Raw genomic sequence first — 21,565 nt, forward strand, 5'->3', positions numbered from 1 at the left:
CTTTCCTAGCTGACTTCACTGATATCGAGTAAGGTTTTCTTTATATAGCTTCCATTGATACTGATATTCAGAAGGGGCGGGGAGCCATCAGGGAATTCTATATCAATCACTCTGCCTAACTGATTACTGTTGCGAAGTTTGACTGATTTTTGTAATAACATGAGACTTTGGGTGCTACTGGTCATTCCCAGCAATTTCACCAGGTTTTCATTCGTATTCCGCGCTTCCTGCAAGGAGGAAAACTGCGCCATTTGCGCCATGAACTCGCGATTGTCTATGGGTTTTAAAGGATCCTGATAGGTTAATTCCTGCATAAACAACTTCAGGTAATCGGTTTGACTGATATTATTTTCCTCGGCGGGTTGGATTGGACTACTCATTGTTTTACTCCATTAATGATTAGTTTTTTCAATATAAATCCTTTGGAACTTACTAATTCGCGAATTTCCCTGATAATTTCTTTTCGTTGCGATTCCAGCTGCTCTGGGATGGCCAGCGCCAATTCCAGTTCATTGTTTTCAACAAATAGCTGGAATGGGTTTAAGGGACGCCTGGTTATCGGGGCAGTGGGTGGGGCGGGCTGCGCTGCAGGCTTATGCGGCTGGGTTTCAAAGCGGATTGAAGTTGAAATAAAGCCCATCCCCTGACCCTCCGAAAAATGTCCTATCAGCTGATTAAAATCGTTTTCCAGGGCAACGATTTCTGTTAAGGGCACGGCATCATTTTCTTTCTGCCAGGGCAATGATTTTGAAAGCCCAGATGATTCTGGAGTCAATAATTCGCGTGAAAAGCTTTGCTTGGCATCACTATTATTGCCAGATTGCGGATGAGTATCTTTTTCGGACTTATTATCGAAGCGGAGTGCATTTTTTTGAAATTCTTCCAGATGCTCGATGTAGTAAGAGTCGCCCTGTGTTGAATTGGGCTGGTTAAGCCAGGCTGAAAAGGATTCAGGAGCCAAAGAGGGCTTGGATAAAGCGTTAAAATTTGCAGGTTGGTTTATTATTTTCATAACTTCTTCCTTGTTGCGCCTATTATTATCCGTTTTTTATGTGGCTGTCCATCATTATCTTTTACTATTTTACTGCCGCTCCTAACTACAATCCTGCCATAGTAAAGATTGAATGAACTGCTTGGTCAACTGAGGCTCTGAATAACATTCATTGGGCCCCGCGGTCGCAGCCGCGGGGATTCGAAGGGGGGCTGCGCCGCGGGGATTCGAAGGAGGGCTGCGCAGCGGGGGATTCGAAGCCGGAAAACATTTGTGTAGTTACCTATGGGGCGAAGCCTCGGGGATTAGATATTTCTTGGAGTTCCCTTGCAGGTAATTATGCAAATTCGCATCGATTATGAATACTTTTTGCTCGATTTAAGCAAGGCCCAGGTATCCATTTCTTTCTCGGCAATCGATTCCGCCGCTTTTTTTTCTTTTAATGCATTCCTCTCCCGGTATTTTTCCAAGGTTTTGAGCTCTGTTTTCAAACGCAAATGACGTTCCTGGAATATTGCGAGGAGTTTTTCATAATCCATTGCCCGCATTTGCAGATCATCGTATTGCTGTTGCCGGGCAATTACAAAATTAAGCCTGGATATCTCCTGCTCCGGAATAATATGGGCAGGAATTTCAAGTGCTTTGGCAAGTTCGGCTTTAATTCCAACAGCTTCCATTTCCAGGGTTTTTATTTTTTCCCTTACCGTCAACTGCTCATTATTAAGCGCTTCAATTTGTTTTTTCAATTTATTCATTAAGCTTGAAAGGGCTAGGTTCATGATAAAATTTCCTGAATGCGGGCGAGTAGTACAGGAAGGGCGAGGGGGGCTTCCTCTTTCTGCTGTGCAAATAGTTTTCTCAGAGGCTCTATACGGGCAATGGCATAGTCCAGCTCCTGATTGGAACCACTTTGATATCCCCCCAACTCCAAAAGATCTTTATGCTGCTGATGTAAAGCAAAAAGCCGGATTAGTTTTCTTATCAGTTCATTTTGTGGGGTCGAAACCAGACGATCCTTCAAACGGGAAACACTTTGCAGAACATCTATCGCAGGAAAATGGCCGCGTTGGGCCAGCTCGCGGGTTAGAATAATATGTCCGTCAAGCAGTGAGCGCATGGTATCGGCAATGGGTTCATTAAAATCATCGCCTTCAACCAATACCGTGTAAAGAGCGGTGATGCTGCCCCGGTCACTGAAATTACCTGCGCGTTCAACCAATCCAGGCAGCATGGCAAATACGCTGGGGGTGTAGCCTCGGCTAGTAGGCGGTTCACCGAGACTCAAGCCAATTTCACGCTGCGCCATAGCCAGACGTGTTATGGAATCGACAAACAGTGCAACTTGTTTGCGTTGCCGGCAAAAATACTCTGCGATGCTGGTTGCCGTGAATATTGCCTGCCGGCGTCTAAGGGCGGATTCATCACTGCAAGCCACCACCATAACCGATTTCTGGCGATTGCTTTCATCAAAATGCTCGGCAATAAAATCATTCACTTCGCGGCCGCGCTCACCGATAAGGGCTATCACATTAATATCGCTCTGAATCTGGCGAGTCATCATTCCCATCAACACCGATTTTCCCACTCCGCTGCCGGCAAAAATTCCCATTCGTTGTCCCCTGCCCAAAGGGATGAGGCAATCAAGGGCATGGATTCCAGTCATTAAACCTTCAGTGACTGGCTCACGAGTGACAGGATTGATCGCCTGGCCGGATACTTCATAGTGATCGAAAAATAAAGCCTGGGAGTCAACTTTGAGCGGATTGGCAAATGCATCGACCACTTGTCCAAGAAGATGATCTCCAATTGGGATAGTGCAGGCACGACCGAGTGCCCGTACTTTAAATCCCATGGCAATGCCTGTATTTGAGAAAGGAAGTAAGTATACTTTACCCTGATTAAAGCCAATGACTTCTGCCTGAGTGACAAGCTGCTGATTGCTATCGAGAATATCGCAGATTTCACCGACAAAGACTTGCGGAGGTCCTTTAGCGACCAGTTGCAAGCCGAGAGATTGCTCAATTTCACCAAAACGCTCAATAGGCTGTAAAAAATCCGACCAGTTTTTCATTGGGGCATACTCTTCTTCAGTTGCAAAAGCATTTGCTTAAGCTTGTCAATTTGCAATTCTATGCTGGCATCAATTAATCCGTGATCATTGCGTAACCGGCATCCGCCTAATGCCAGTGTTTCATCCGGAATCAGCTTTAAATGGCGGCATTCGCTAAAATCAATATTTAGCTTGCTTTGCTGCACGAGATTAAGATCCTGGGGATGAAGAAATAGTTCGATGTTTTCTTTATGATTTAAGTGATTGATTGCTTGTTCAACCTGAAAAATTATTGCCTCTTTACTGGAAGCCTGGTTAGTGAAATATTGTCTGACAATTAGTAACACAATCTCGGCAATCTGATCACGGACTGAGGCGTGATAGTCTTGCAAGGCATTGGGTAAATTTTTTAAAAGTTGATCCAGTAGAGCTTTCTGGTTCGCTAATGCCTGTAGTTTGCATTGATACGTTTCCGCCAGTTTTTTTTCAGCTTCTTGATATCCCTCAGCAAATGCCTGATTTTTAACATTCTCCAGGGTTTCTTCATTTATTCGCGTTTCTTGTGTTAAATCCGATGCATTTTCTAAATGACTCTGAGTCTTTACGTTTAATAATACGGACTCATGACTCATGATAATTTTTTTTAATAATTCCGCCATAGTATGTTCCCTCTTGAGGTCTTATTCTAGGTTTTCTCTCTGCGGCAAAGTCACGGTAGAGTTTTCGCAAAACCCAAACATTTTCAAATAGCCTATACTTACCGCCATGCCTACATGCTGCGAAGTCCCGCGCCTACATGCTGCGAAGTGCAGTGCCTACATACTGCGAAGTGCAGTGCCTACATGCTGCGAAGTGCAGTGCCTACATGCTGCCAAGTCCCGCGCCTACATACCGCGCTTTATGCGCGGTAACCATGCTGAGCCATTGATAATACTTTTGCCCCATCAAAGCCCTGTTTGGATACCGCGCATAAAGCGCGGTACGTAGGCGCTTATCCGGTACGTAGGCGCTTATCCGGTACGTAGGCGCTTATCCGGTATATAGGCGCTTATCCGGTACATAGGCGCTTAGCGGTACGCATCGGTAGTGGAAACCCATTCTTCATAAAGAATTTTTTTACTCGAATCACTGATATTTTTAAGTGACTCTTCGAGTAAATTAAGCTCTTCAAAAAGACTAAACTCGGATAAAAACCGCTCTTTCCAAATAAACTGGCCTTGCTCAAGGACAATGGCGATATACAAACGATCTTTGCCGGCCAAATCATTGCAATAAACAGGCAAGCTGGTATCAGTAATTAGCTCGGGCGGATGGCTTTCCCTGGGATGCGATTGGGCTTTATCCAGCTTGCGCTTGCTTGTTTCTGGCAGCTTGCTAAGGACCCATTGCTGATCTCTGATGGGTAATTTACCAATCGCTAATAAAATATCCTGCAAATTATTCATGATTGCTTATCCATTCATTGAGAGACTCTAAAAGATATTGACGTTTTTTCTGACGGTTTCGTCTTTGAATGCCATAAGCGATACCTGTGATAACAACAAGCAATGCAGCTAAATAATGGTTCGAAATGGGATTCGTTTCCGGGTTTTCCATAACGCTGGGGAATTCTTCTTTAATTACCGGAGGAAGAAGCGCTTCTACAGAAATAGAGTCGCCGCGTTTCTGTTCAAAACCGATTACCGTTTTGACCAACCGTTCAATCTGTAAAAGAGTCTCCGGGTTGGTCTGCCGGGGTACAATGACAGAGACTGTAAGCCGTTCAATTGTGCCATTAGCCCGTAAAAACTGCTCTTTTTCACGTCCAATCTGGTAACTTCTCTCTCGAGTCAGATCCTGTATCTGAGCAGGTTTCTTCGCTTGTTCAGTGGGTGTACTATGCTGAATCTCCTTTTCATGGGTCACTAGACCCTGGGATTGGGGCTTGATTAACTCACGACGCAACTCATCGTAATTTAAAGTCACATCCATTTTGACGTACACGTTTTCATGCGGAAATACATGCGCCAATAGCTCAGTGATTTTGTTATTGAAGTAATTTTCTATTCGTTGTTTCGCAGCAAAATGTCCATCCCCGCTAAATTCCTGAGTCTTAGTTAAATTATTGCCATTTTGATCGAGAATAACCACGTTTTCCAAAGTCAAATTGGCCACACTGGCGGTAAGCAGTTTCTGAATGCTTTTTACCTGCTTTTTTTTGAGGGCTCTTTTTAAATGCAGGGTTACTGAGGCTTTCGTAGAACCCGCTTCTTTCTGCAAAAAATGGTGCTCGGGAATAACCAGATGGACTCGGGCTTGCTTGACCTCTTCGAGACTATTAATTGTACGCTCAAGCTCTCCCTGCAACGCACGCTGATAATTGATTTTCTGAGAAAAATCGGTCATCCCGAAATCGGCTTTGTCGAATAGTTCAAAACCGACATGACCGTTTAAATTCAGATTATTACTCATCAGCTGAATGCGGGTTTTATCCACGAGGCTCTTATCAATCAAAATATCGCGGCCGGAATTATGCAGTTGATAATGAATATTGTCCTGCTCCAATTGGCGAATAATTTCATTGGCATCCTGAGTATCCAGATTGTTAAACAAAATGGTGTAGTCTGGTTTCACCAGGAGGATGGTGAAGAACAAACTGCTCAGAATACTGCCTCCAATCGCAAGCAGTACCATCATTTGCTTTTGTTTTTCCTGCTGCTTAAACCACAGACAGGCGGTGTTCCAGTAATTCATTTTAAATTTGCTCCCTGATTATTTCCTGATAGGCAGTCATTAAACGGTTGCGTACCTGTTCCAGAAATTGAAAAGACAGTTTGGCTTCCTCCATATTGATCATCACTTGATGGAGGTTAACGCTCTGCCCGCTGACCAGTTGCTGCAAAGAATCATCCGCTTCAATTAATTTGCTATTCATTTGCTGAAGTGGGGCAGCAAGCCAATGACCGAACTCCCCCGCCTGGCTGATGGGCTGTTCTTTCATCAATTCAATTTTGAAATGATTGACGGGTTCTATGGTCATCGTTCGTCTCCAATAGTAAACGTTTGCATAAACAGGCTGTGCGCGGTATTAAATACTTTGATATTCGCTTCATAGGCTCGCGAAGCGTTTAATAATGTAGTCATTTCATCGACAGTATTAATTCCTGGATAATGGATATAGCCCTGTTCATCAGCCTCTGGGTGTTCCGGCTGGTAAACTTTGTTGGGCGGCAGCATTTTAGGAGCCAGTGCTGCAGTGCTCCATTCGCCGCTTTCTGTCAGATAGTCGTTGAAACTTCGGCTGGGGGCGATGACTTGCATTGGCTGGAAACCACTGCCATCGCTTTTTAATAAGCTATGCTGGTTAGCAATGTTATAAGCTACTGTATCAATACGTAATTTTTCAATTTGCATGCCCTGGGCAGCAATGGAGTAAACCAGATTGTAATTCATGCCTGATTACTCCCGTGCAAAGCCATCTTCATAATGGCCAGTTTATGGTTCAGTCCTTTAATCAGTGCGCGAAACTGAGTGGCATTGTTAATGCCAAGTGCAATTTGCTCATCCAGTGCAGGCCGCGAATCGCTTTCATGAATTTGCGGTTTCAAATCAGATAGTCTATTGAGATTGAAATCAAGATCGGCCAATTGCTGCTCAAAAAGGACTTCCGTGGCCTGGTAGCCGGGCGTATTGATATTGGCTATATTGGCCGCAATGGACGTTTGCCGCATCACCGCGGCATCCAGTCCGAGTTTTATCAGTGTGATGGTACTATCCTGAAACATTTTTTGTACTCCTATTGAACAATTAATTCTGCATGCAAAGCGCCAGCCCGCTTCAGGCTCTCTAAAATGGCAATCATGTCGCGCGTGCTAATCTTGACCTTATTAAGCGCCGTAATTAAATCGGCAATGGTGGCTCCCTGTTCGAGATAAATGGATTGTCCGGCGTTTTCCTTGACTTCGATATTCGTTGAGGGAGTAATTGCTGTTCGAATGGACGAGTTGCTATTAAAAAGCATTGCCGGTTGCGACACCTTATAATCACTGGCAATTGCAATCTGGAGATTACCCTGTGAAATACTCACTGCATCCAGTTTGACATCCGCACCTGCTACGACCACGCCTGTCCTTTCGTTCACAACGACGGTCGGCAGGTTGTCAGGGATAATAATGATATTTTCCAATTGGCTAATGAAACGGACATAATGGTGTTTTGCAGCAGCGGGAGGTCGAATCTCAATGTCCTGGGCACTGCGGGCAATTGCTGTATTTTCACCAAAACGCTTGTTAACAGCCGTTTCAACGTTATCGGCTGTTGTAAAATCAGGGTGATTCAGAATCAAATGCAATTCACCACCTTTATCAACAAGCTCATTGTAGAGCGTTTTTTCAACGATAGCCCCGCCGGAGATAATGCCCGAGGTGGGGTGGTTTTTTTGTACCACATTACCGAATAAATCATATTTGAATCCGCCGAGGGAGATGGGACCCTGGGCCAGCGCATAAACATGATTATCCGGTCCCTTTAGGGGAGTGATTAATAAAGTCCCTCCTAACAAACTTTTGGCATCACCCAATGAGGAGACATTGATATCCAGCTTGTCTCCCTGATGGACATTGGCAGGTAGGTTGGCGGTGATTATAACCGCCGCACTATTGCGGCTGGTGATGTCCCTGGCGCTGATATTAATGCCAAAACTCTGCAGTAGATTGGAAATGGCCTGGGTTGTATCTTTATTTCGATGCGAATCGCCAGAGCCTGCCAGGCCAATGACCAGACCGTAGCCCGTAATCGGATTTTCCTGAAGCCCGGATAAATGGGCGAGGGATTTGAGGCGTACACTGGCAAAGCTGTTTAAAACCAGGAGTTGCAGGCAAGCAATGAAAAACAGTTTTCTTAGCTCAGGCATCATACCAACCCCATAAAGGACATAATTTTGTAAATGCTGTTATAACGTTGAGAATTAGAAACCGAACCGTCGCCGGTATAACTGATATGGGCATCGGCAATTCGGGTGGATAAAACGGTATTCTGCGGGCTTATATCTTCCGGCCTGACGATACCGCTTAGCAGAATCCTTTGTTGCTCCCCATTAATTTGAATTAATTGGTAACCTTCCAATTCGAAACTTCCATTGGGACAAACTGTTTTGATTCTTACCGTAAGAGAGGCTTTAATTTTACCGTTTCGACCGGTTTGCGCTTTGCTATGGCCTTTGCCGCTTAAGCCAAAACGCAAATCATAGCGTTTCTGATTGTAACTGGCTTCGAGAGCGGTTTTGATTTCCTTGCCCGAGGCTAAATCAGCGCTGGTTTGCGCATTAGAGGTTTCCAATACAATAACGGTGAGTAAATCGCCGGGTGCCGAGGCGCTGCGGTCAGATATCAGGGAACGATAATTAAGATCATTATACAGGTTGGCAGCTTCAATCGGTTTGGACAAAACGAGAACGAGGCTGGTCAGTAATGCAAATTGCTTATTCATCATGGTTTCTCTAATCGCGAAGCTCATTGATCATTTTTTCCAGTTCATCAGCAATCTGTACTGTTTTCGCATTCAGCTGATAGACGCGTTGCGCCATGGTTAACTGCATGAGTGAAGCGACCATGTCCACATTGGACGCTTCAATTTGTTTCTGTAAGAGCTGTCCCATTCCATTGCTTCCGGGATTGTCAACAATGCAGTCACCACTATCGGCGGTAGCCTGGAAAAGTCCGGAGCCAACCGGGTTTAATCGTCCAGGATCAGCAAATCGTGCCAGGCTGATGGTGCCCAGTGACTGGGGTTCGGAGTCTGTGCCTGACATCATTTCCACGTCGCCATTTTTCTGGATGATGATGTCAGTGTAATCTTCAGGAATTTGAATATTATCTGAAAGGCGTAAACCGTCTGCTGTACAAAGATAGCCTTCGCTGTCGATGGAAAAGCTCGAGCTGCGGGTATAAGCCAGACTGCCGTCAGCCTGCAGTACCTGAAAAAATCCATTTCCATCGATGGCCAGATCATTCCAGCTTGTCCCGGCTTTTAACGGACCCTGGCTAAAATCCTTTGTGGATTTAATAATAGCGGTTCCCAAGCCTATTTTGATACTGGATTGCTGAACATGCTTGCTGTCGATATTCTGGTACAATACATCGGAGAAACTTAATTTGCTGGCTTTGTAATTTGGAGTGTTGAGATTGGCAATATCATTGGCAATCTTGTCGATAAAATATTCTTCCGATTTTAAACCACTGGCGGCAATTGAAAGCGCGTCAGACATTTCCTTCTCCTAATTGGCTAATTGCAGTTGAAAGCAGGTTATTGCTTGTTTTCATAATGCGTTGCACCGCTTCGAAATGACGCGAAATTTTTAACATCTCGGTCATTTCATCAACGGATTTCACATTGGATTGTTCCAGCGAAAACTGTAAGATGGTCGTTTCTTCGGGAGCCGGTTGCGGCGACTCCTTGCTGTAATAAAGACCTTCACCCTGATACTGAAGCGATTCAGGCTGCGTGAAATCAACAAGGCCTATTTGATCAATGGGCTGTTTGTCAGCAAATACCTCTCCTCTGGTATTGATGGAGAAATCCTTGTCATCAATACGTATTGGTCCGTTCCTTCCTAATAATTTTCCGCCGTTTTCAGTCACCAGCTCACCATCCTGACTGATGTGAAAATCGCCGCGGCGTGTATAGTAAATCCCTTCAGTGGTTTGGATTTGAAAAAAGCCTTTTCCGCCTATTGCCAGCTCAGAACGCTGCCTTGATGGCGCTACTGTGCCTTGTTGGAAGTCGCTAACCGAGGCCATCTGCTGAACAACCGTATCAAAATCAGGAAAATCCAAAGCTGGTAAACCCTGGCTGCCAATGATTTGCCGTTTATAGCCCGTTGTCTGCAGGTTGCTTACATTCTGGCTGAGCATTTGCAGGCGGTATTGATCCTGTAATAATGCAATTTGAGTTGTTTTAATAGCGGATAACATAAAAACTCCTATTGAATAACGCCAAACGATTCAACCTGAATGTGAATGGGGATTTCACTTAAAGAGAGAATTGTTAAGTGCGGAATAATTCGTTGGGTGAATAGTTTTAATTGCCTGCGAAGCATGGGTGAGCAGAGCAATACCGGTTTTTTACGTTCTGTCAGCATTTTTTCAACCTCCAGAGATAGCGATTTGATTAATTTTTCAGTCTGCGAGGGATCAAGATGGAGATGGTTGTTTGTCAGATTTTTAGCAAGTGACTGCTCCATAGCTGGAGCCAGGGTTAAAACAGGCAAAGGCGCCTGATGATTCACAAGTTTCTGGCAGATCTGAGAGGAAAGGCGAATGCGTACCAACTCAGTAAGATGGTTGACGTCCTGAGTGGCTTTGCCATGTTCCAGCAATACCTCAAGAATAAGGGGTAAATGGCGTATAGATACTTTTTCGGACAAAAGATTTTGCAGAATCTTTTGTACCTGACCCATTTGGAGCAGGGCTGGAATTAACTCCTCACGTAATTTACTGACCTCAGCCTGCTCCAGTAATGCATCGACTTCGTTGCGGGTTAATAACTCAGCCAAGGCAGATTGAATGATTTCATGCAAATGGGTGGCAAGTACGGTCAAAGGCTCACATACTGTGGCTCCCTGATTTTCGGCCTGCTCCTTTTCCTTGATCTCAATCCATTGGGCGGGTAATCCATAGCTGGGATCAATTACCTCAATTCCTTTTAATGGGTTTTCTCTGTTTTTCTGCGGCTGAGTTGTTATTGCCAGGCACTTGTTCAAATATAGCGGATGCGTATCATAGTGAATCCCTTGTATATTGATGCGATAAAAAGGATAGTTTAATTTTGCCTCTGTCTTCAGCTTTACTTCTGGGATGACCAGGCCAAGATCAAAAGCGATGCGCTCGCGTAACTGTTGGATGAGCGATAGAAGATTGCCCTGTTGCGGTAATAGTTCCTCAAAGAGCCTGGCGCTGAGTTGGATTTCAATGGGATGAACCTGTATTTTCTGGTAAAGGCTTTCTTCAGCCAGTGCTTCCGAAGGGTCATGCTGCTGACGCTTCAGGGCGAACCAGGCGGCTGTTACAAAAAATGCCAATACCATTAAAACCGGCATTCCCGGTATCCCTTTCATAAATAACAATAAAGCAAGACTGCAGCTGACGATTATTAGACTTTTTGGATAGGTACTGATTTGGCGGACAATTTCGCTGCCTAAATGGGTATCGGTCGCCGCGCGTGTTACAATAATACCCGTTGCAGTTGAAATGATGAGTGCTGGAATTTGGGTAACCAACCCATCGCCAACAGTCAGTAATGAATAGTTGTGAACTGCCTCTGTGAAGCTCAAACCCTTTTGGACTAACCCAATAGCCAGGCCGCCGATAATGTCAACTAATACAATAAGGATTCCTGCAATTGCATCGCCTTTAACAAATTTGCTGGCACCATCCATTGCACCGTAAAAATTGGCTTCTTTTTCAATCTGCGCGCGTCTGAACCGGGCAGTTTCCTGGGAAATTAATCCCATATTCAAGTCAGCATCGATGCTCATCTGCTTGCCAGGCATACTGTCCAGGGTAAAGCGTGCAGCTACTTCTGCTACCCGTTGGGCGCCATTGGTTACAACAATGAACTGGACAATAATCAGGATTAAGAAGACCACCAGGCCCATTACATAATTACCGTGAATGACATATTGACCCACCGCGCCAATAACCCGCCCTGCGTCACCTTCAGAGAGAATAAGCCTGGTTGCCGAGATATTCAAAGCCAGTCGAAACAGTGTTGAAACCAGGAGCAGGGCGGGGAAAGTGGAGAAGCTTAGGGGCTTATCTGTATAAAAGCAGAGCAGGAGAACCACCAAAGCCCAGCTAAAGTTAATAATCAGAAGAAAATCAAGCAGGCTGGCCGGGATAGGGATAAATAAGATAAGTAAAATCCCCGTGACAAAAAGGATTGTACCTAGCTCGCTGCCCACGGCAGAAACCTTATTATTTTTGTTTTCCATACCTTTATTCCATTAATGTCGAGGTCGATAATTATTTTTAATTATTCACTTGCCCTAGTTGTCGATAGATTGCCGCTGCAATAGGGAAGTGCTCGCGGCGAATCCATTGATTCAAGTCTACTGAAGCATACAAATGACGGGCAAATGCTTTATTTTCAATCAGCGGAACCTGATGGCGAAGCGCCAATTTTCTAATCATTCGCGCTTGCTCATCCTGGCCTTTGCAAACCAGTTTCGGTGCTGGCATTGTCATTCGGTCATATTTTAAAGCAATTGCATAATGGGTTGGATTGGTGATCACCACATCAGCGTTCTTGACCTGTTCAAAAGACGCGCTTCGTTTTCTTAGTTCAAATTGCAATTGCCTGATCCTGCTTTTGATTTTCGGGTCGCCTTCACGTTGACGGTATTCTTCCTTGACTTCCTGCTTGCTCATCCGTTGTTCCTTGGCAAACTTTTTACGGGTATATAATTTATCGACAAGGCTAATAATAAAAAGGCCAGTCAGGATAGGCCCTAGCAGTTTGAGCAGCAAATGGAACATGGCCAAAGGCAGCTGCCTGGGCATAAGCCCTGACAATTCGACAAGCGAAGCCTGCATATATTGCAAACTATAGAAACCAAGGACGCTGACCAGGGTGATTTTTAATAAATTTTTCAGTAAATCAAATAATAGCTTGCTGGAAAATAATTTCTTAAAGCCGGATACAGGATTAAGCCGTTCGAATTTGGGCGTAAGCGGTGCTGCAGACCAGACAAATCCTGTCTGCAGGATGCTGGTGATCATTGCTGTGGCAATCAGGATCAATGCGAAGGGCATCCAGAGAGTTAACAAGCCGGTGATCAAGAGGCGCATAAGAGAGCTTATTTTCGAGACAGAAAAAACCAGATGGCCTGCTAACAGAAACTGCTGGCTGCATAGCTGTATAATCTGCTGCCAGGTGCTGGCTCCGGTTATGCATAAAAGTAACAGGCAAATTAAGAGTTGGCTGGTGTTGATTAAGTCGGCACTTTTACTAACCTGGCCTTTTTCTTTTGCTTTTTTTAACTTGTAGGCTGTTGCATTTTCTGTTTTCTCAGTCATGCAAGTACCCCCGCCAGCATTGAAAACCCAGTTCAAACGTTTTTTGAAGTAAAGGGTTAATATTGTCAAGCAGCAAATAGAAAACTAAGAAACCCAGCAGGATTTTTACGGGCAAAATCAGAAAAAAAGGACTGACTTGCGGCATATTTCTACTCAAAACACCGCTGCAAACTTCAACCAGCCACAAGCAAAACACGACAGGCGAGGCTATTAACAGGCCGAGTGACCAGATCATTGCAAACTGTTTGATAAAATGCAGCAAGTCAAATTGCCCAATTAGCTTGCCAGGCGGGGATTCTGCAAAAGAAACCAGTATCAGCCTGATAAATTTGTGATGTCCCTGGGAGGCAAAGAAAAACAGGGCAGCCATCATGCCAAGCAGATGGGCGGATAGGGAGTCGAATCCTGCATCGGGTTTAAAAACGGATACCCCGTTTAAGCCATTCTGGATATCAATTAAATGACCGGCAATTTGAAAACAGCCAATGCAGGCAGAAAGCGATAAATAAAATAATTGGCTATTAATTAATTCGGCAGCGAAAGCAGCTGCTAGTGACTCTGCTTGAAAGGGGGCATCAATGTTCAAAATAATCAAAAAGCTGCTTAAGAAAAGCAGTAGTAATCGGATTTGGACGGGCAGGCGTCTAATCACTTCAAGGGGCGAAAAGAGGATGATAGCCCCCAGACGGATAGAAATGAGAAAAAATAGTGAGAGTGAATGAATTGATAATCCGATCATTTCAACCGCTCCGGGATACTGGTAATTACCTGCTCAGCAAAGCTGGCTATCGAGCCAAGCATCCAGTGGCCGCAGAACATTAGCATAAGGGCTACCGCCAGAATTTTGGATACGGTGCTTAGGGTTGAGTCCTGGATCTGGGTAACAGCCTGTAGGATAGAAATAACCAGACCGCAGATCACAGCAACTACTGCTACGGGGGAACATATGCAGAGTGCTTGCCAAAGTAATTGCTTTGAAAGATAGACCGCGAGATCCTCGGACATTTTCCTTATCCATTCCATTATCGGTTAACGACTTTCTGCGCTGAGAGGGTTTCCATTACTCATTTGCAGTGTCTGCGGATTAAAGCAAAAAGATTTTGGAGAAGCAAGAGAAAAAATTATTTTTTTCCATGGCAGTTTTTGTATTTTTTGGAGCTGCCGCAAAAGCAGGGGGCATTTTGTGCAATTCGCGGCGTTTTGGCAGGTTTGCCTAGTGGGGGATGGCTGTCAATATAATACCATTGGCCATCGTCCAGCAGGAATTCGCTGCGCTCGTGGATGGATTTGATCTGGCCGGAAATATGGTATCTTGCAATAAACTCCACGAAACCTTTAGAGGGCTGCTCGGGAGAATACTGAGATTCCAGAATCTTTAAATCAAGCCAGCCGACCTGTTCCGCCCATTGCCTGGCCTCTGATTCATTAAAGTCGATCAGGGGTTTGCCTCTCATAGTTTTGAGGATATAGGCGATGTTGGCTTTGGTATAAGCAGTATATCGCGAACGCATCAGGGCTTCAGGCGTTTCAGGCCTGTTCGCTTCCTCGATGTAAAGACCGCAGCAGCCTGAATAGTCAAGTCTGGATCCGCAGGGGCAGAGGCTCATAGGGATTAGTCAATTGTTTTTTTGCGAGTGTAGCCTTTCGTTGTTGTTTAAACAAGGTTTTCATTTCATTGATTTTTCAGTACCATTCAATCATTTAAATTAAAAAAGACATCAATATGATTACCCTTTATCAATTTCCTGAAATGTGGGGCTTGCCTAACGTTAGTCCTTTCTGCCTTAAAGTTGAAACCTATCTGCGAATGACGGAGCTGCCGTATGAAAGCCGCTTTGTCAGGGATCCGCGCAAAGCGCCGAAAGCGAAGTTACCCTTCATTAAGTGTGAAAATGCGATTATTGCTGACAGTGAGTTTATTATAACGGGCTTAAAGCAGAAATATGGCGATCTTCTGGATAAACATCTGGATGATGGGGATAAAGCCCTGGCCGTGCTTCTTGATAATGTGTTTTCGGAAAGGCTTTATTGGCTAATAGTCTATTTTCGCTGGCAGGATGATAATGGCTGGAAACATGTCAAACCCAGTTTTTTCGCCGGATTGCCTGGAATACTCAATCTTTTTTTACCTAATCTAATCCGCAAAAAAACGATAAAAACACTTTATATGCAGGGCACAGGAAGACATAGCAGGGAAGAAGCCATGCAGATGGCTCGGACAACTATCGATGCCATAGCTCAGTTTCTTGGGGATAAACCCTATTTTATGGGGGATGAAGTATCTACTATTGATGCAAGTGCCTTTGCTTTTTTAGCAAATATCGTTTGGGCGCCCTATGATGACCCTTTGAAAAATATGGCAAAAAAACACCAGAATATATCGCGGTTTTGCGATAAAATGTGGCGAAGTTTCTTTCCCGAATTAAAGCAGCCCTTTAGCGTCGTCTAAAATCACCTCTTTTCATCCTCTCCAGCTCTAACTATCTGATACTTAGAGCTGTTTTTAATTTGGCGTCTTAGTCAAAATTATAGTTTTCCCCAAGAAAACAGGCTAAAAATTCACCGATAGGGTTTGCAATTTTAAGTTTATTTGTTAAGCTTCTTCAGTCTTATTAACACTTGGGGATTGAAATGCCTATTATCAATGGAACACGTTTCCAGAAAAAAGAAAAAATTAAAGCAGACATCAACAGTGAGACCTATGAAAAAATCATGGAATATTGTGCATGGGCTGATATTGATGATGTTGGTTTTTTTATTGAAGAAGCTGCCAGCTTTGTCTTCGCGAAAGATCGTGACTGGAAGCAACACAAAAAAGCAGCAAAGAAACGCGCTGAATCAGTTTCTGAATAATTTTCCAGGCTCAAGGTGTTTTTCATAAAACACCTTGAGAATGCTCTACATATTCCCCCTTTTCTACTATTGCCTCTTATTGTTCTGCTATAAAAATTCACATTGGACGTTCTTCGCATCTATTTAATTTGGATGAATGCTGCTACGGCTATGCAATAGGTTGTTCAGTAGCGGTTAATTGCTGCAATGCCATTTGAAAGTGACTGATTTGCATTTAATTTTAAAAAATTGCTTGACAGTTATGGGCGAGATTATTAAACTGCCAATCTCTTTCGGGGCTATAGCTCAGCTGGGAGAGCGCTTGCATGGCATGCAAGAGGTCGGCGGTTCGATCCCGCCTAGCTCCACCATCTCTCCCCCGAGAGATGGGTAAAAGAACAGGGTCCCCATCGTCTAGAGGCCCAGGACATCGCCCTTTCACGGCGGTAACGGGGGTTCGAATCCCCCTGGGGACGCCATCCTCTTCATAGAAGATGGCTTCTTAGATGTACAATTTGTTTTAAAGTTCCAGGTCCCCATCGTCTAGAGGCCTAGGACATCGCCCTTTCACGGCGGTAACGGGGGTTCGAATCCCCCTGGGGACGCCACACCTTAATGGTGTGCTTCAGCTTGTAACAAGTCAGATAATTCTCTTAAAGCAATAAAAAACATCGTGTAGTCCAGGCTGCTGCTGCCATATAGCATTTCAAGCAATGTTTCCCAGCGTTTGTGAATATGTGTATTGGCTTCCATCCAGTTACTAATCAATTTGTCAGCATTATTCTCTCTGGCATCACTTTTCAGGATAGCAATTGATAAATTGCGTTGCAGCGAGTCTAACTCATCACGTAAAGACAATCTGGCCATATTATTCCAGTGTCCCTCACGTCCATCATTGGCAATTTGATCCCTGAACCAGACCAAATTGAAGCGGCCGCCTACCTGGAAGTACACTTCGGCGGTTCTGGTGAGATTCATTTTATTCTGGGTGGCCACCTCGATGACATTTAATGCAGTATAAAGCGGTCTGGCAATAGCAATTTTCTGGGCGATGTCGGCGGCGAGCCCTGCCTCAACAAACTGGCTGACGATTTTTTGCATGTAGTCCTTGGTGACGCCTACTATCAGGTTAGGAATTAAAGTCTCAAGTTTTTTAACGCAATTTCCATAGTGGGTGACAATCTGATTGATATCGCCTTTGAGGCGGTTATTTCTCAAAAACCATCTTGTAGATAGATTTAATAACTGCCTGATGTGATGCATTAAATCATACTGGGTCTGCAAGGGAATTTTAAAGTTCAGAGAATCGATCAGATATTGCAGATTATCTGTGTCATATATATTGGCAGAAATGGAGTAAGCTCGAGCCACATCCGGAATGGAAGCACCAGTTTCGACGCTCATGCGATAGACAAATGTCATTCCGGCCACATTGACAATCTGGTTACTGAGCTGAGTCGCTATAATTTCTCGACGTAAGCGATGATCGCACATGGATTGCGGATAAAGCTTGGCAAGCCGGGCAGGGAAGGCTGATTCCAGGCATGTGATGAAATAAGGATCGTCTGATATATCTGATTTAAGCAGTTCCTGGGTCAAATGGATCTTTGAGTAAGCAAGGAGTACGGCGAGCTCGGGTCTTGTCAGACACTGGTTGGCTGTTTTTCGTTCCAGTATTTTCTTATCATCCGGCAAGTATTCATTCGTTCTGTTTAATAAGCCTGAATTTTCCAGTTCTCTGATATAGGACTGGTAAAGAGTACTGTAGCGTTGAGCGCTTAGAGAAGAAATACTCATAATCAAAGCCTGGCTGTAGTTATCTTTTAAAACCAGATCGGCTACTTCATCCGTCATTTTTACCAGGAGTTGATTACGCTTTTTCTCGTTCAAATTGCCTTTTTCGATTTCTTTATCCAATAAAATTTTGATATTTACTTCATGGTCAGAGCAATTGACGCCGGCGGCATTATCAATGAAATCTGTATTAATCAAGCCCCCTTGAAGCGCATATTCGATACGGCCCAGCTGAGTGCATCCCAGATTGCCGCCTTCTCCCACCACTTTACAGCGTAATTCATTGCCATTAACGCGGCAGAATTCATTAGCCTTGTCCCCCACATCGGCTTGAGATTCCTGACTGGATTTTACATAAGTACCAATACCACCGTTAAATAGTAAGTCAACGGGCGCTCGCAGAATGGTTTGAATCAGTTCATTGGGAGTCAGGGCATTTTTCTGTGTGCCCAAAGCCTGCTTTATCTCGGGACTTAGTATGATTGACTTGACAGATCGCTTAAATACCCCCCCTCCAGGGGATATGAGCTGGTGGTTATAATCTTCCCAACTGGAGAGGGGTAAATTGAATAAGCGCAGGCGCTCTTCATAAGAGAGTACGGGATCAGGATTAGGGTCGAGGAAGATATGGCGGTGATCAAAGGCAGCAATAAGGCGAATATGGGGGGTATAGAGCATGCCATTTCCAAACACATCGCCGCTCATATCACCAATGCCCACAACAGTAAAATCCTGGGTTTCAATATTCAAATCCAGTTCTCGGAAATGGCGCTTAATGGATTCCCAGGCGCCGCGGGCTGTTATCCCTATTTTTTTATGGTCATACCCGGAAGAACCGCCAGAGGCAAAGGCATCACCCAGCCAGAACCCATATTCGGCTGAAATGGCATTGGCTATGTCAGAAAAACTGGCAGTTCCTTTGTCCGCTGCGACAACCAGATAGGGATCATTCTCGTCATAGCAAGTTGTATTCGCTGGGGAAACGCATTGATTATTGACTAGATTGTCCGTTAAATCCAGGAGGCCGCGGATGAAAGATTGATAGCAAAATATCACTTCTTTTTGCAAGGTTTCACGGATAACACCCGGAGGCATCATTTTGAGAACAAAACCGCCTTTGGCTCCGGAAGGGATGATGACAGAGTTTTTAACGACCTGAGCCTTCATCAGCCCCAGTATTTCAGTGCGGAAATCTTCGCGGCGGTCAGACCAGCGCAAGCCTCCCCGGGCAACTTTTGCACTGCGTAAATGGATCCCTTCAAAACGCGGGGAATAGACAAAAATCTCATAAAGGGGTTTAGGGGAGGGTAAATCAGTAATTTCTGCAGAGTGTAACTTGATAGACAGGTATTCTTTGGGTTTTCCGTCTTTGGTTGTCTGAAAGTAATTGGTGCGCAGACTGGCTTTAATCAATTCCCAATACAAACGCATAATCCTGTCTTCATCCAGGCTGGTTATGGCCTCAAGTTCGTTCATAATTTTCTCTTTGAGCTCTTTAAGCTGTTTTTTGATTGAAGCATTTTGCTTGAGAGAAAATTTTAATTTAAAAAGATTGACCAGATCTCTGGCCAGGTGAGCGTTATTTTCTACTGTCTTTTCGATATAAACAGGGCTGAATCGAATTCCAATTTGCTGCATATACTTGGCATAGCTGCGGATGATAGTAATTTCACGCCAATTAAGGCCTGCGGTAAGAACCAGTTTATTAAACCCGTCATTTTCACATTCGCCATTGCTGATTTTGATAAAAGCCTCTTCAAAATTAGCTTCAACTTCATGGATGTCCAGCGATTGCGGGTTGGTATAAGTGATAATAAAATCATTGATAAAAACAGGATACCGGCCATCCAACATCAATTGGTAAGGCTTTTCCCGCATTGTATGCAAGCCCATATTTTCTAACATGGGAAGGATGTCAGATAGTGGAATGAAGGTCTGGTATTGGTAAAGTTTTAAACGCAAAGGATAGACATCATCTATTTCTTCATAAAGATTGATCTGTAGGCGGCGATCCTCCGATAGTTTTTCAATGTAATGAATGTCTTGCAATGCCACCGTAATCTTATTTTGTGCCGAATAGGTGAGTGGAAAGGCATTGGAATATTTTTCTGAAATCAGTTGGCCTTTCTTATGTCCAAATTGTTTAATAACTTGCTGATTTAATTCATCTTTCCAATGATTTAACACGTTATTATCCTTTTTATTACGAGATCCATCGAGTGGAAGACCTATTCGATAAATCCCTTAATGAGTTTATAGAAAGTATAGTCCGAATTAAAAAAATGGTTAAAAAACCAACTCTTACTCCACGAGTTATTGATAATTAAAGTTTTCTGGGAGCCTCGGAGCATCAGAAAAATGCGCTTTAACCATCAATAACCCGCTACAAGCTGGACTAAGAGTTGGACGGGAAATTATTAGGTTAAACCTTTAGAGTGAGAATGCTGCTCATTCATATACTCTTCAATCCTGTCAATGCTGTTGCCAAGCAACTCTTTTACACGTCCATCTTTTAGCGCTTTTAATTCAGCAGCAGAAACCTTTACTTCCTCTACACCGCTGAGGATCTGAATGGCTTTGTCAACTGCGCTGATTTTGTTTCTGGCGCTGCCTACCTGATGTTTGAAAATCGCTGCCCAATTGGACTTATACTCGGAACCGGTTTGCTGCCATTCGTCGTAACGGTCTTTTTTATAGTTGCGAAGACTAGCAATTGTATCCGTGACTGCTCCCCGGGCCACTGCTTCCGTATCATTTGGAGCACTTGATTTATGCTGATTAAAGCTTGATAGAGTGGAGATATGTTGTTTGGCAACAATAAAACAGTTCGGTTTAATGGGCAGGTGTTTGTGATCTATAATTTCCTGCAGGTTTTCAGGGTGATCATCAAAAAAATCGATTACAATTTCTTCATCAGTATCCAGAAGTGCAGGAAGCGCGCCAGTTAAGGTGACATATTGATCTACTTTGTCTTTAGGATAAAAACTTCCGGCACTGACATCATCGCCTTGACGCAATAACTCTCTCAGTACTGGTGACTCCTTGTCTACTTCTGCCTGAATAGGCGAGAAATCAATTTCATCAACCTCTCCCCTCAAAGCTGCTTTTAGATTTTGTTCGAAAGGCTTTAATTCGGATTCATAATAGGCTAAGGGCTTTCCAAAGAAACGGTCAACAGAGGTAGACACTTTAACATTTTTGCCCAGTAATGCACTAAGTTGGTCAGCTGCATCAGGAGTGATTAATATATTGTTTCCTTTATGCAAATCAAGCATGAGCCAGTTATTGGCATTTTTTTTCTGGATGAATTTGCTGCGTTGAGTAAACAGTATAACTTCATCATATTGCTTTAATTTTTCCACCAGTGCCAGATTGAGCTTGCCATCTTGAACAAGACAACCGTCAATATCTACCAGCGCTACTTTTTTTGGCATAACCATCTCGAAATTAGTTTGATTCTTAATTTTATTGTAAGCCCTAATTATTAAGGATATATGATAAATTTCTTAAGGTTTAATTAAATAATTCGAGTTACGTCTTCCTTCACGAATCTCGCGGTGTACGCCATTCGTATCCCCGTGCTCTCTTCCAATTCGAATCCCCGGGGCACTTCGAATCCCCGTGCGACCCTTCGCATTTCGAATCCCCGCGGCTGCGACCGCGGGGCCCAATGAGTCTAATTCAGAGCCCCAATATACTAAGCAGTTCATTCGATATTTACTCTCGCAGGATTGTAGTTTTCTGAGCTCTTGTTTGTGCCCAGCATGGGCCCCGCGGTCGCAGCCTTTCAATTAGCCTTAAGTTTTTCTTGACATTTAAACTTATAAGTGCTTCCCCCTCGCCCGC

23 protein-coding genes and 3 tRNA genes are annotated in these 21,565 nt (G+C 44.0%); 5 read left to right on the top strand and 21 right to left on the bottom strand.

Features of this window, described 5'->3' with window-relative positions; genetic code table 11:
- Positions 1-5: 5 nt before the first annotated feature.
- The 19 genes from DYH42_RS03705 to DYH42_RS03795 all read right to left on the bottom strand — a co-directional run bounded on the left by DYH42_RS03705 (position 6) and on the right by DYH42_RS03795 (position 14,700).
- Entirely contained in the window at positions 6-380 is a 375-nt protein-coding gene (locus tag DYH42_RS03705; protein ID WP_058524883.1) for a flagellar hook assembly protein FlgD, read from the bottom strand.
- Positions 377-1,012 carry a hypothetical protein gene (locus DYH42_RS03710; protein ID WP_058524882.1) on the bottom strand — a complete coding sequence of 212 codons (636 nt, stop codon included), beginning with the start codon at positions 1,010-1,012 and terminating at the stop codon, positions 377-379. Before DYH42_RS03710 ends, DYH42_RS03705 begins: the two co-directional genes overlap by 4 nt.
- A gap of 335 nt (positions 1,013-1,347) precedes the next feature.
- Positions 1,348-1,770, bottom strand: coding sequence for a hypothetical protein (locus tag DYH42_RS03715; RefSeq protein WP_058524881.1), 423 nt, complete (start codon positions 1,768-1,770; stop codon positions 1,348-1,350).
- Positions 1,767-3,062, bottom strand: coding sequence for a FliI/YscN family ATPase (locus DYH42_RS03720; protein WP_058524880.1), 1,296 nt, complete (start codon positions 3,060-3,062; stop codon positions 1,767-1,769). The genes DYH42_RS03715 and DYH42_RS03720 overlap by 4 nt, the downstream gene beginning before the upstream one ends.
- Positions 3,059-3,700 (bottom strand): FliH/SctL family protein, encoded by a 642-nt coding sequence (locus DYH42_RS03725; RefSeq protein WP_058524879.1) that lies wholly within the window; start codon positions 3,698-3,700, stop codon positions 3,059-3,061. The genes DYH42_RS03720 and DYH42_RS03725 overlap by 4 nt, the downstream gene beginning before the upstream one ends.
- Positions 3,701-4,108: 408 nt before the next feature.
- Positions 4,109-4,486 carry a hypothetical protein gene (locus DYH42_RS03730; RefSeq protein ID WP_058524878.1) on the bottom strand — a complete coding sequence of 126 codons (378 nt, stop codon included), beginning with the start codon at positions 4,484-4,486 and terminating at the stop codon, positions 4,109-4,111.
- The gene (gene fliF / locus DYH42_RS03735; protein ID WP_058524877.1) at positions 4,479-5,774 is read right to left on the bottom strand and encodes a flagellar basal-body MS-ring/collar protein FliF; all 1,296 of its coding nucleotides are present in this window, start codon (positions 5,772-5,774) and stop codon (positions 4,479-4,481) included. The genes DYH42_RS03730 and fliF overlap by 8 nt, the downstream gene beginning before the upstream one ends.
- A gap of 1 nt (position 5,775) precedes the next feature.
- Complete coding sequence (fliE, locus tag DYH42_RS03740) at positions 5,776-6,060, bottom strand: flagellar hook-basal body complex protein FliE (RefSeq protein WP_058524876.1); 285 nt, start codon at positions 6,058-6,060, stop codon at positions 5,776-5,778.
- On the bottom strand, positions 6,057-6,473 hold the full coding sequence (gene flgC / locus DYH42_RS03745) for a flagellar basal body rod protein FlgC (RefSeq protein ID WP_058524875.1): 417 nt from the start codon (positions 6,471-6,473) through the stop codon (positions 6,057-6,059). Before flgC ends, fliE begins: the two co-directional genes overlap by 4 nt.
- The gene (locus DYH42_RS03750) at positions 6,470-6,805 is read right to left on the bottom strand and encodes a flagellar basal body rod protein FlgB (RefSeq protein WP_058524874.1); all 336 of its coding nucleotides are present in this window, start codon (positions 6,803-6,805) and stop codon (positions 6,470-6,472) included. Before DYH42_RS03750 ends, flgC begins: the two co-directional genes overlap by 4 nt.
- 11 nt (positions 6,806-6,816) lie before the next feature.
- Positions 6,817-7,935: a flagellar basal body P-ring protein FlgI gene (locus tag DYH42_RS03755; protein WP_065232857.1), complete on the bottom strand. Its 1,119-nt coding sequence runs from the start codon at positions 7,933-7,935 to the stop codon at positions 6,817-6,819.
- Positions 7,932-8,534 carry a flagellar basal body L-ring protein FlgH gene (locus DYH42_RS03760; RefSeq protein ID WP_058524873.1) on the bottom strand — a complete coding sequence of 201 codons (603 nt, stop codon included), beginning with the start codon at positions 8,532-8,534 and terminating at the stop codon, positions 7,932-7,934. Before DYH42_RS03760 ends, DYH42_RS03755 begins: the two co-directional genes overlap by 4 nt.
- Positions 8,518-9,285, bottom strand: coding sequence for a flagellar hook-basal body protein (locus tag DYH42_RS03765; RefSeq protein WP_058524872.1), 768 nt, complete (start codon positions 9,283-9,285; stop codon positions 8,518-8,520). The genes DYH42_RS03760 and DYH42_RS03765 overlap by 17 nt, the downstream gene beginning before the upstream one ends.
- The gene (locus DYH42_RS03770; protein ID WP_058524871.1) at positions 9,278-9,991 is read right to left on the bottom strand and encodes a flagellar hook-basal body protein; all 714 of its coding nucleotides are present in this window, start codon (positions 9,989-9,991) and stop codon (positions 9,278-9,280) included. Before DYH42_RS03770 ends, DYH42_RS03765 begins: the two co-directional genes overlap by 8 nt.
- A gap of 8 nt (positions 9,992-9,999) precedes the next feature.
- Entirely contained in the window at positions 10,000-12,009 is a 2,010-nt protein-coding gene (locus tag DYH42_RS03775) for a flagellar biosynthesis protein FlhA (RefSeq protein WP_058524870.1), read from the bottom strand.
- A gap of 37 nt (positions 12,010-12,046) precedes the next feature.
- Entirely contained in the window at positions 12,047-13,093 is a 1,047-nt protein-coding gene (locus DYH42_RS03780; RefSeq protein ID WP_058524869.1) for an EscU/YscU/HrcU family type III secretion system export apparatus switch protein, read from the bottom strand.
- Entirely contained in the window at positions 13,086-13,832 is a 747-nt protein-coding gene (locus DYH42_RS03785) for a flagellar biosynthetic protein FliR (RefSeq protein WP_058524868.1), read from the bottom strand. The genes DYH42_RS03780 and DYH42_RS03785 overlap by 8 nt, the downstream gene beginning before the upstream one ends.
- Positions 13,829-14,098 carry a flagellar biosynthetic protein FliQ gene (locus DYH42_RS03790; RefSeq protein ID WP_058524867.1) on the bottom strand — a complete coding sequence of 90 codons (270 nt, stop codon included), beginning with the start codon at positions 14,096-14,098 and terminating at the stop codon, positions 13,829-13,831. Before DYH42_RS03790 ends, DYH42_RS03785 begins: the two co-directional genes overlap by 4 nt.
- Positions 14,099-14,214: 116 nt before the next feature.
- Positions 14,215-14,700, bottom strand: coding sequence for a YchJ family protein (locus DYH42_RS03795; RefSeq protein ID WP_058524866.1), 486 nt, complete (start codon positions 14,698-14,700; stop codon positions 14,215-14,217).
- 116 nt (positions 14,701-14,816) lie between these two features.
- On the opposite strand from DYH42_RS03795, the gene DYH42_RS03800 reads away from it, so the two are divergent.
- The 5 genes from DYH42_RS03800 to DYH42_RS03820 all read left to right on the top strand — a co-directional run bounded on the left by DYH42_RS03800 (position 14,817) and on the right by DYH42_RS03820 (position 16,533).
- Positions 14,817-15,542 (top strand): glutathione S-transferase family protein, encoded by a 726-nt coding sequence (locus DYH42_RS03800; RefSeq protein WP_058524865.1) that lies wholly within the window; start codon positions 14,817-14,819, stop codon positions 15,540-15,542.
- 182 nt (positions 15,543-15,724) lie between these two features.
- The gene (locus tag DYH42_RS03805) at positions 15,725-15,946 is read left to right on the top strand and encodes a hypothetical protein (protein ID WP_058524864.1); all 222 of its coding nucleotides are present in this window, start codon (positions 15,725-15,727) and stop codon (positions 15,944-15,946) included.
- Positions 15,947-16,220: 274 nt separating this feature from the next.
- Positions 16,221-16,296, top strand: a tRNA-Ala gene (locus tag DYH42_RS03810).
- A gap of 32 nt (positions 16,297-16,328) precedes the next feature.
- Positions 16,329-16,404, top strand: a tRNA-Glu gene (locus DYH42_RS03815).
- A 53-nt stretch (positions 16,405-16,457) separates the two neighbouring features.
- Positions 16,458-16,533 (top strand) — tRNA-Glu (locus DYH42_RS03820).
- A gap of 4 nt (positions 16,534-16,537) precedes the next feature.
- On the opposite strand, the gene DYH42_RS03825 is transcribed toward DYH42_RS03820, so the two are convergent.
- Entirely contained in the window at positions 16,538-19,906 is a 3,369-nt protein-coding gene (locus tag DYH42_RS03825) for an NAD-glutamate dehydrogenase (RefSeq protein WP_058524863.1), read from the bottom strand.
- A 230-nt stretch (positions 19,907-20,136) separates the two neighbouring features.
- The gene (locus DYH42_RS03830) at positions 20,137-21,153 is read right to left on the bottom strand and encodes a hypothetical protein (protein ID WP_131793027.1); all 1,017 of its coding nucleotides are present in this window, start codon (positions 21,151-21,153) and stop codon (positions 20,137-20,139) included.
- Positions 21,154-21,565 lie beyond the last annotated feature (412 nt).

It is taken from the genome of Legionella birminghamensis (assembly GCF_900452515.1).
GTDB classification, from domain to species: Bacteria; Pseudomonadota; Gammaproteobacteria; order Legionellales; family Legionellaceae; genus Legionella_C; species Legionella_C birminghamensis.

What these genes read in the sequence shown, in the direction of transcription:
- DYH42_RS03705 (WP_058524883.1), bottom strand. Translation starts at nt 380, where the DNA reads ATGAGTAGTCCAATCCAACCCGCCGAGGAAAATAATATCAGTCAAACC.
- DYH42_RS03710 (WP_058524882.1), bottom strand. Translation starts at nt 1,012, where the DNA reads ATGAAAATAATAAACCAACCTGCAAATTTTAACGCTTTATCCAAGCCC.
- DYH42_RS03715 (WP_058524881.1), bottom strand. Translation starts at nt 1,770, where the DNA reads ATGAACCTAGCCCTTTCAAGCTTAATGAATAAATTGAAAAAACAAATT.
- DYH42_RS03720 (WP_058524880.1), bottom strand. Translation starts at nt 3,062, where the DNA reads ATGAAAAACTGGTCGGATTTTTTACAGCCTATTGAGCGTTTTGGTGAA.
- DYH42_RS03725 (WP_058524879.1), bottom strand. Translation starts at nt 3,700, where the DNA reads ATGGCGGAATTATTAAAAAAAATTATCATGAGTCATGAGTCCGTATTA.
- DYH42_RS03730 (WP_058524878.1), bottom strand. Translation starts at nt 4,486, where the DNA reads ATGAATAATTTGCAGGATATTTTATTAGCGATTGGTAAATTACCCATC.
- fliF (WP_058524877.1), bottom strand. Translation starts at nt 5,774, where the DNA reads ATGAATTACTGGAACACCGCCTGTCTGTGGTTTAAGCAGCAGGAAAAA.
- fliE (WP_058524876.1), bottom strand. Translation starts at nt 6,060, where the DNA reads ATGACCATAGAACCCGTCAATCATTTCAAAATTGAATTGATGAAAGAA.
- flgC (WP_058524875.1), bottom strand. Translation starts at nt 6,473, where the DNA reads ATGAATTACAATCTGGTTTACTCCATTGCTGCCCAGGGCATGCAAATT.
- DYH42_RS03750 (WP_058524874.1), bottom strand. Translation starts at nt 6,805, where the DNA reads ATGTTTCAGGATAGTACCATCACACTGATAAAACTCGGACTGGATGCC.
- DYH42_RS03755 (WP_065232857.1), bottom strand. Translation starts at nt 7,935, where the DNA reads ATGATGCCTGAGCTAAGAAAACTGTTTTTCATTGCTTGCCTGCAACTC.
- DYH42_RS03760 (WP_058524873.1), bottom strand. Translation starts at nt 8,534, where the DNA reads ATGAGCTTCGCGATTAGAGAAACCATGATGAATAAGCAATTTGCATTA.
- DYH42_RS03765 (WP_058524872.1), bottom strand. Translation starts at nt 9,285, where the DNA reads ATGTCTGACGCGCTTTCAATTGCCGCCAGTGGTTTAAAATCGGAAGAA.
- DYH42_RS03770 (WP_058524871.1), bottom strand. Translation starts at nt 9,991, where the DNA reads ATGTTATCCGCTATTAAAACAACTCAAATTGCATTATTACAGGATCAA.
- DYH42_RS03775 (WP_058524870.1), bottom strand. Translation starts at nt 12,009, where the DNA reads ATGGAAAACAAAAATAATAAGGTTTCTGCCGTGGGCAGCGAGCTAGGT.
- DYH42_RS03780 (WP_058524869.1), bottom strand. Translation starts at nt 13,093, where the DNA reads ATGACTGAGAAAACAGAAAATGCAACAGCCTACAAGTTAAAAAAAGCA.
- DYH42_RS03785 (WP_058524868.1), bottom strand. Translation starts at nt 13,832, where the DNA reads ATGATCGGATTATCAATTCATTCACTCTCACTATTTTTTCTCATTTCT.
- DYH42_RS03790 (WP_058524867.1), bottom strand. Translation starts at nt 14,098, where the DNA reads ATGTCCGAGGATCTCGCGGTCTATCTTTCAAAGCAATTACTTTGGCAA.
- DYH42_RS03795 (WP_058524866.1), bottom strand. Translation starts at nt 14,700, where the DNA reads ATGAGCCTCTGCCCCTGCGGATCCAGACTTGACTATTCAGGCTGCTGC.
- DYH42_RS03800 (WP_058524865.1), top strand. Translation starts at nt 14,817, where the DNA reads ATGATTACCCTTTATCAATTTCCTGAAATGTGGGGCTTGCCTAACGTT.
- DYH42_RS03805 (WP_058524864.1), top strand. Translation starts at nt 15,725, where the DNA reads ATGCCTATTATCAATGGAACACGTTTCCAGAAAAAAGAAAAAATTAAA.
- DYH42_RS03830 (WP_131793027.1), bottom strand. Translation starts at nt 21,153, where the DNA reads ATGCCAAAAAAAGTAGCGCTGGTAGATATTGACGGTTGTCTTGTTCAA.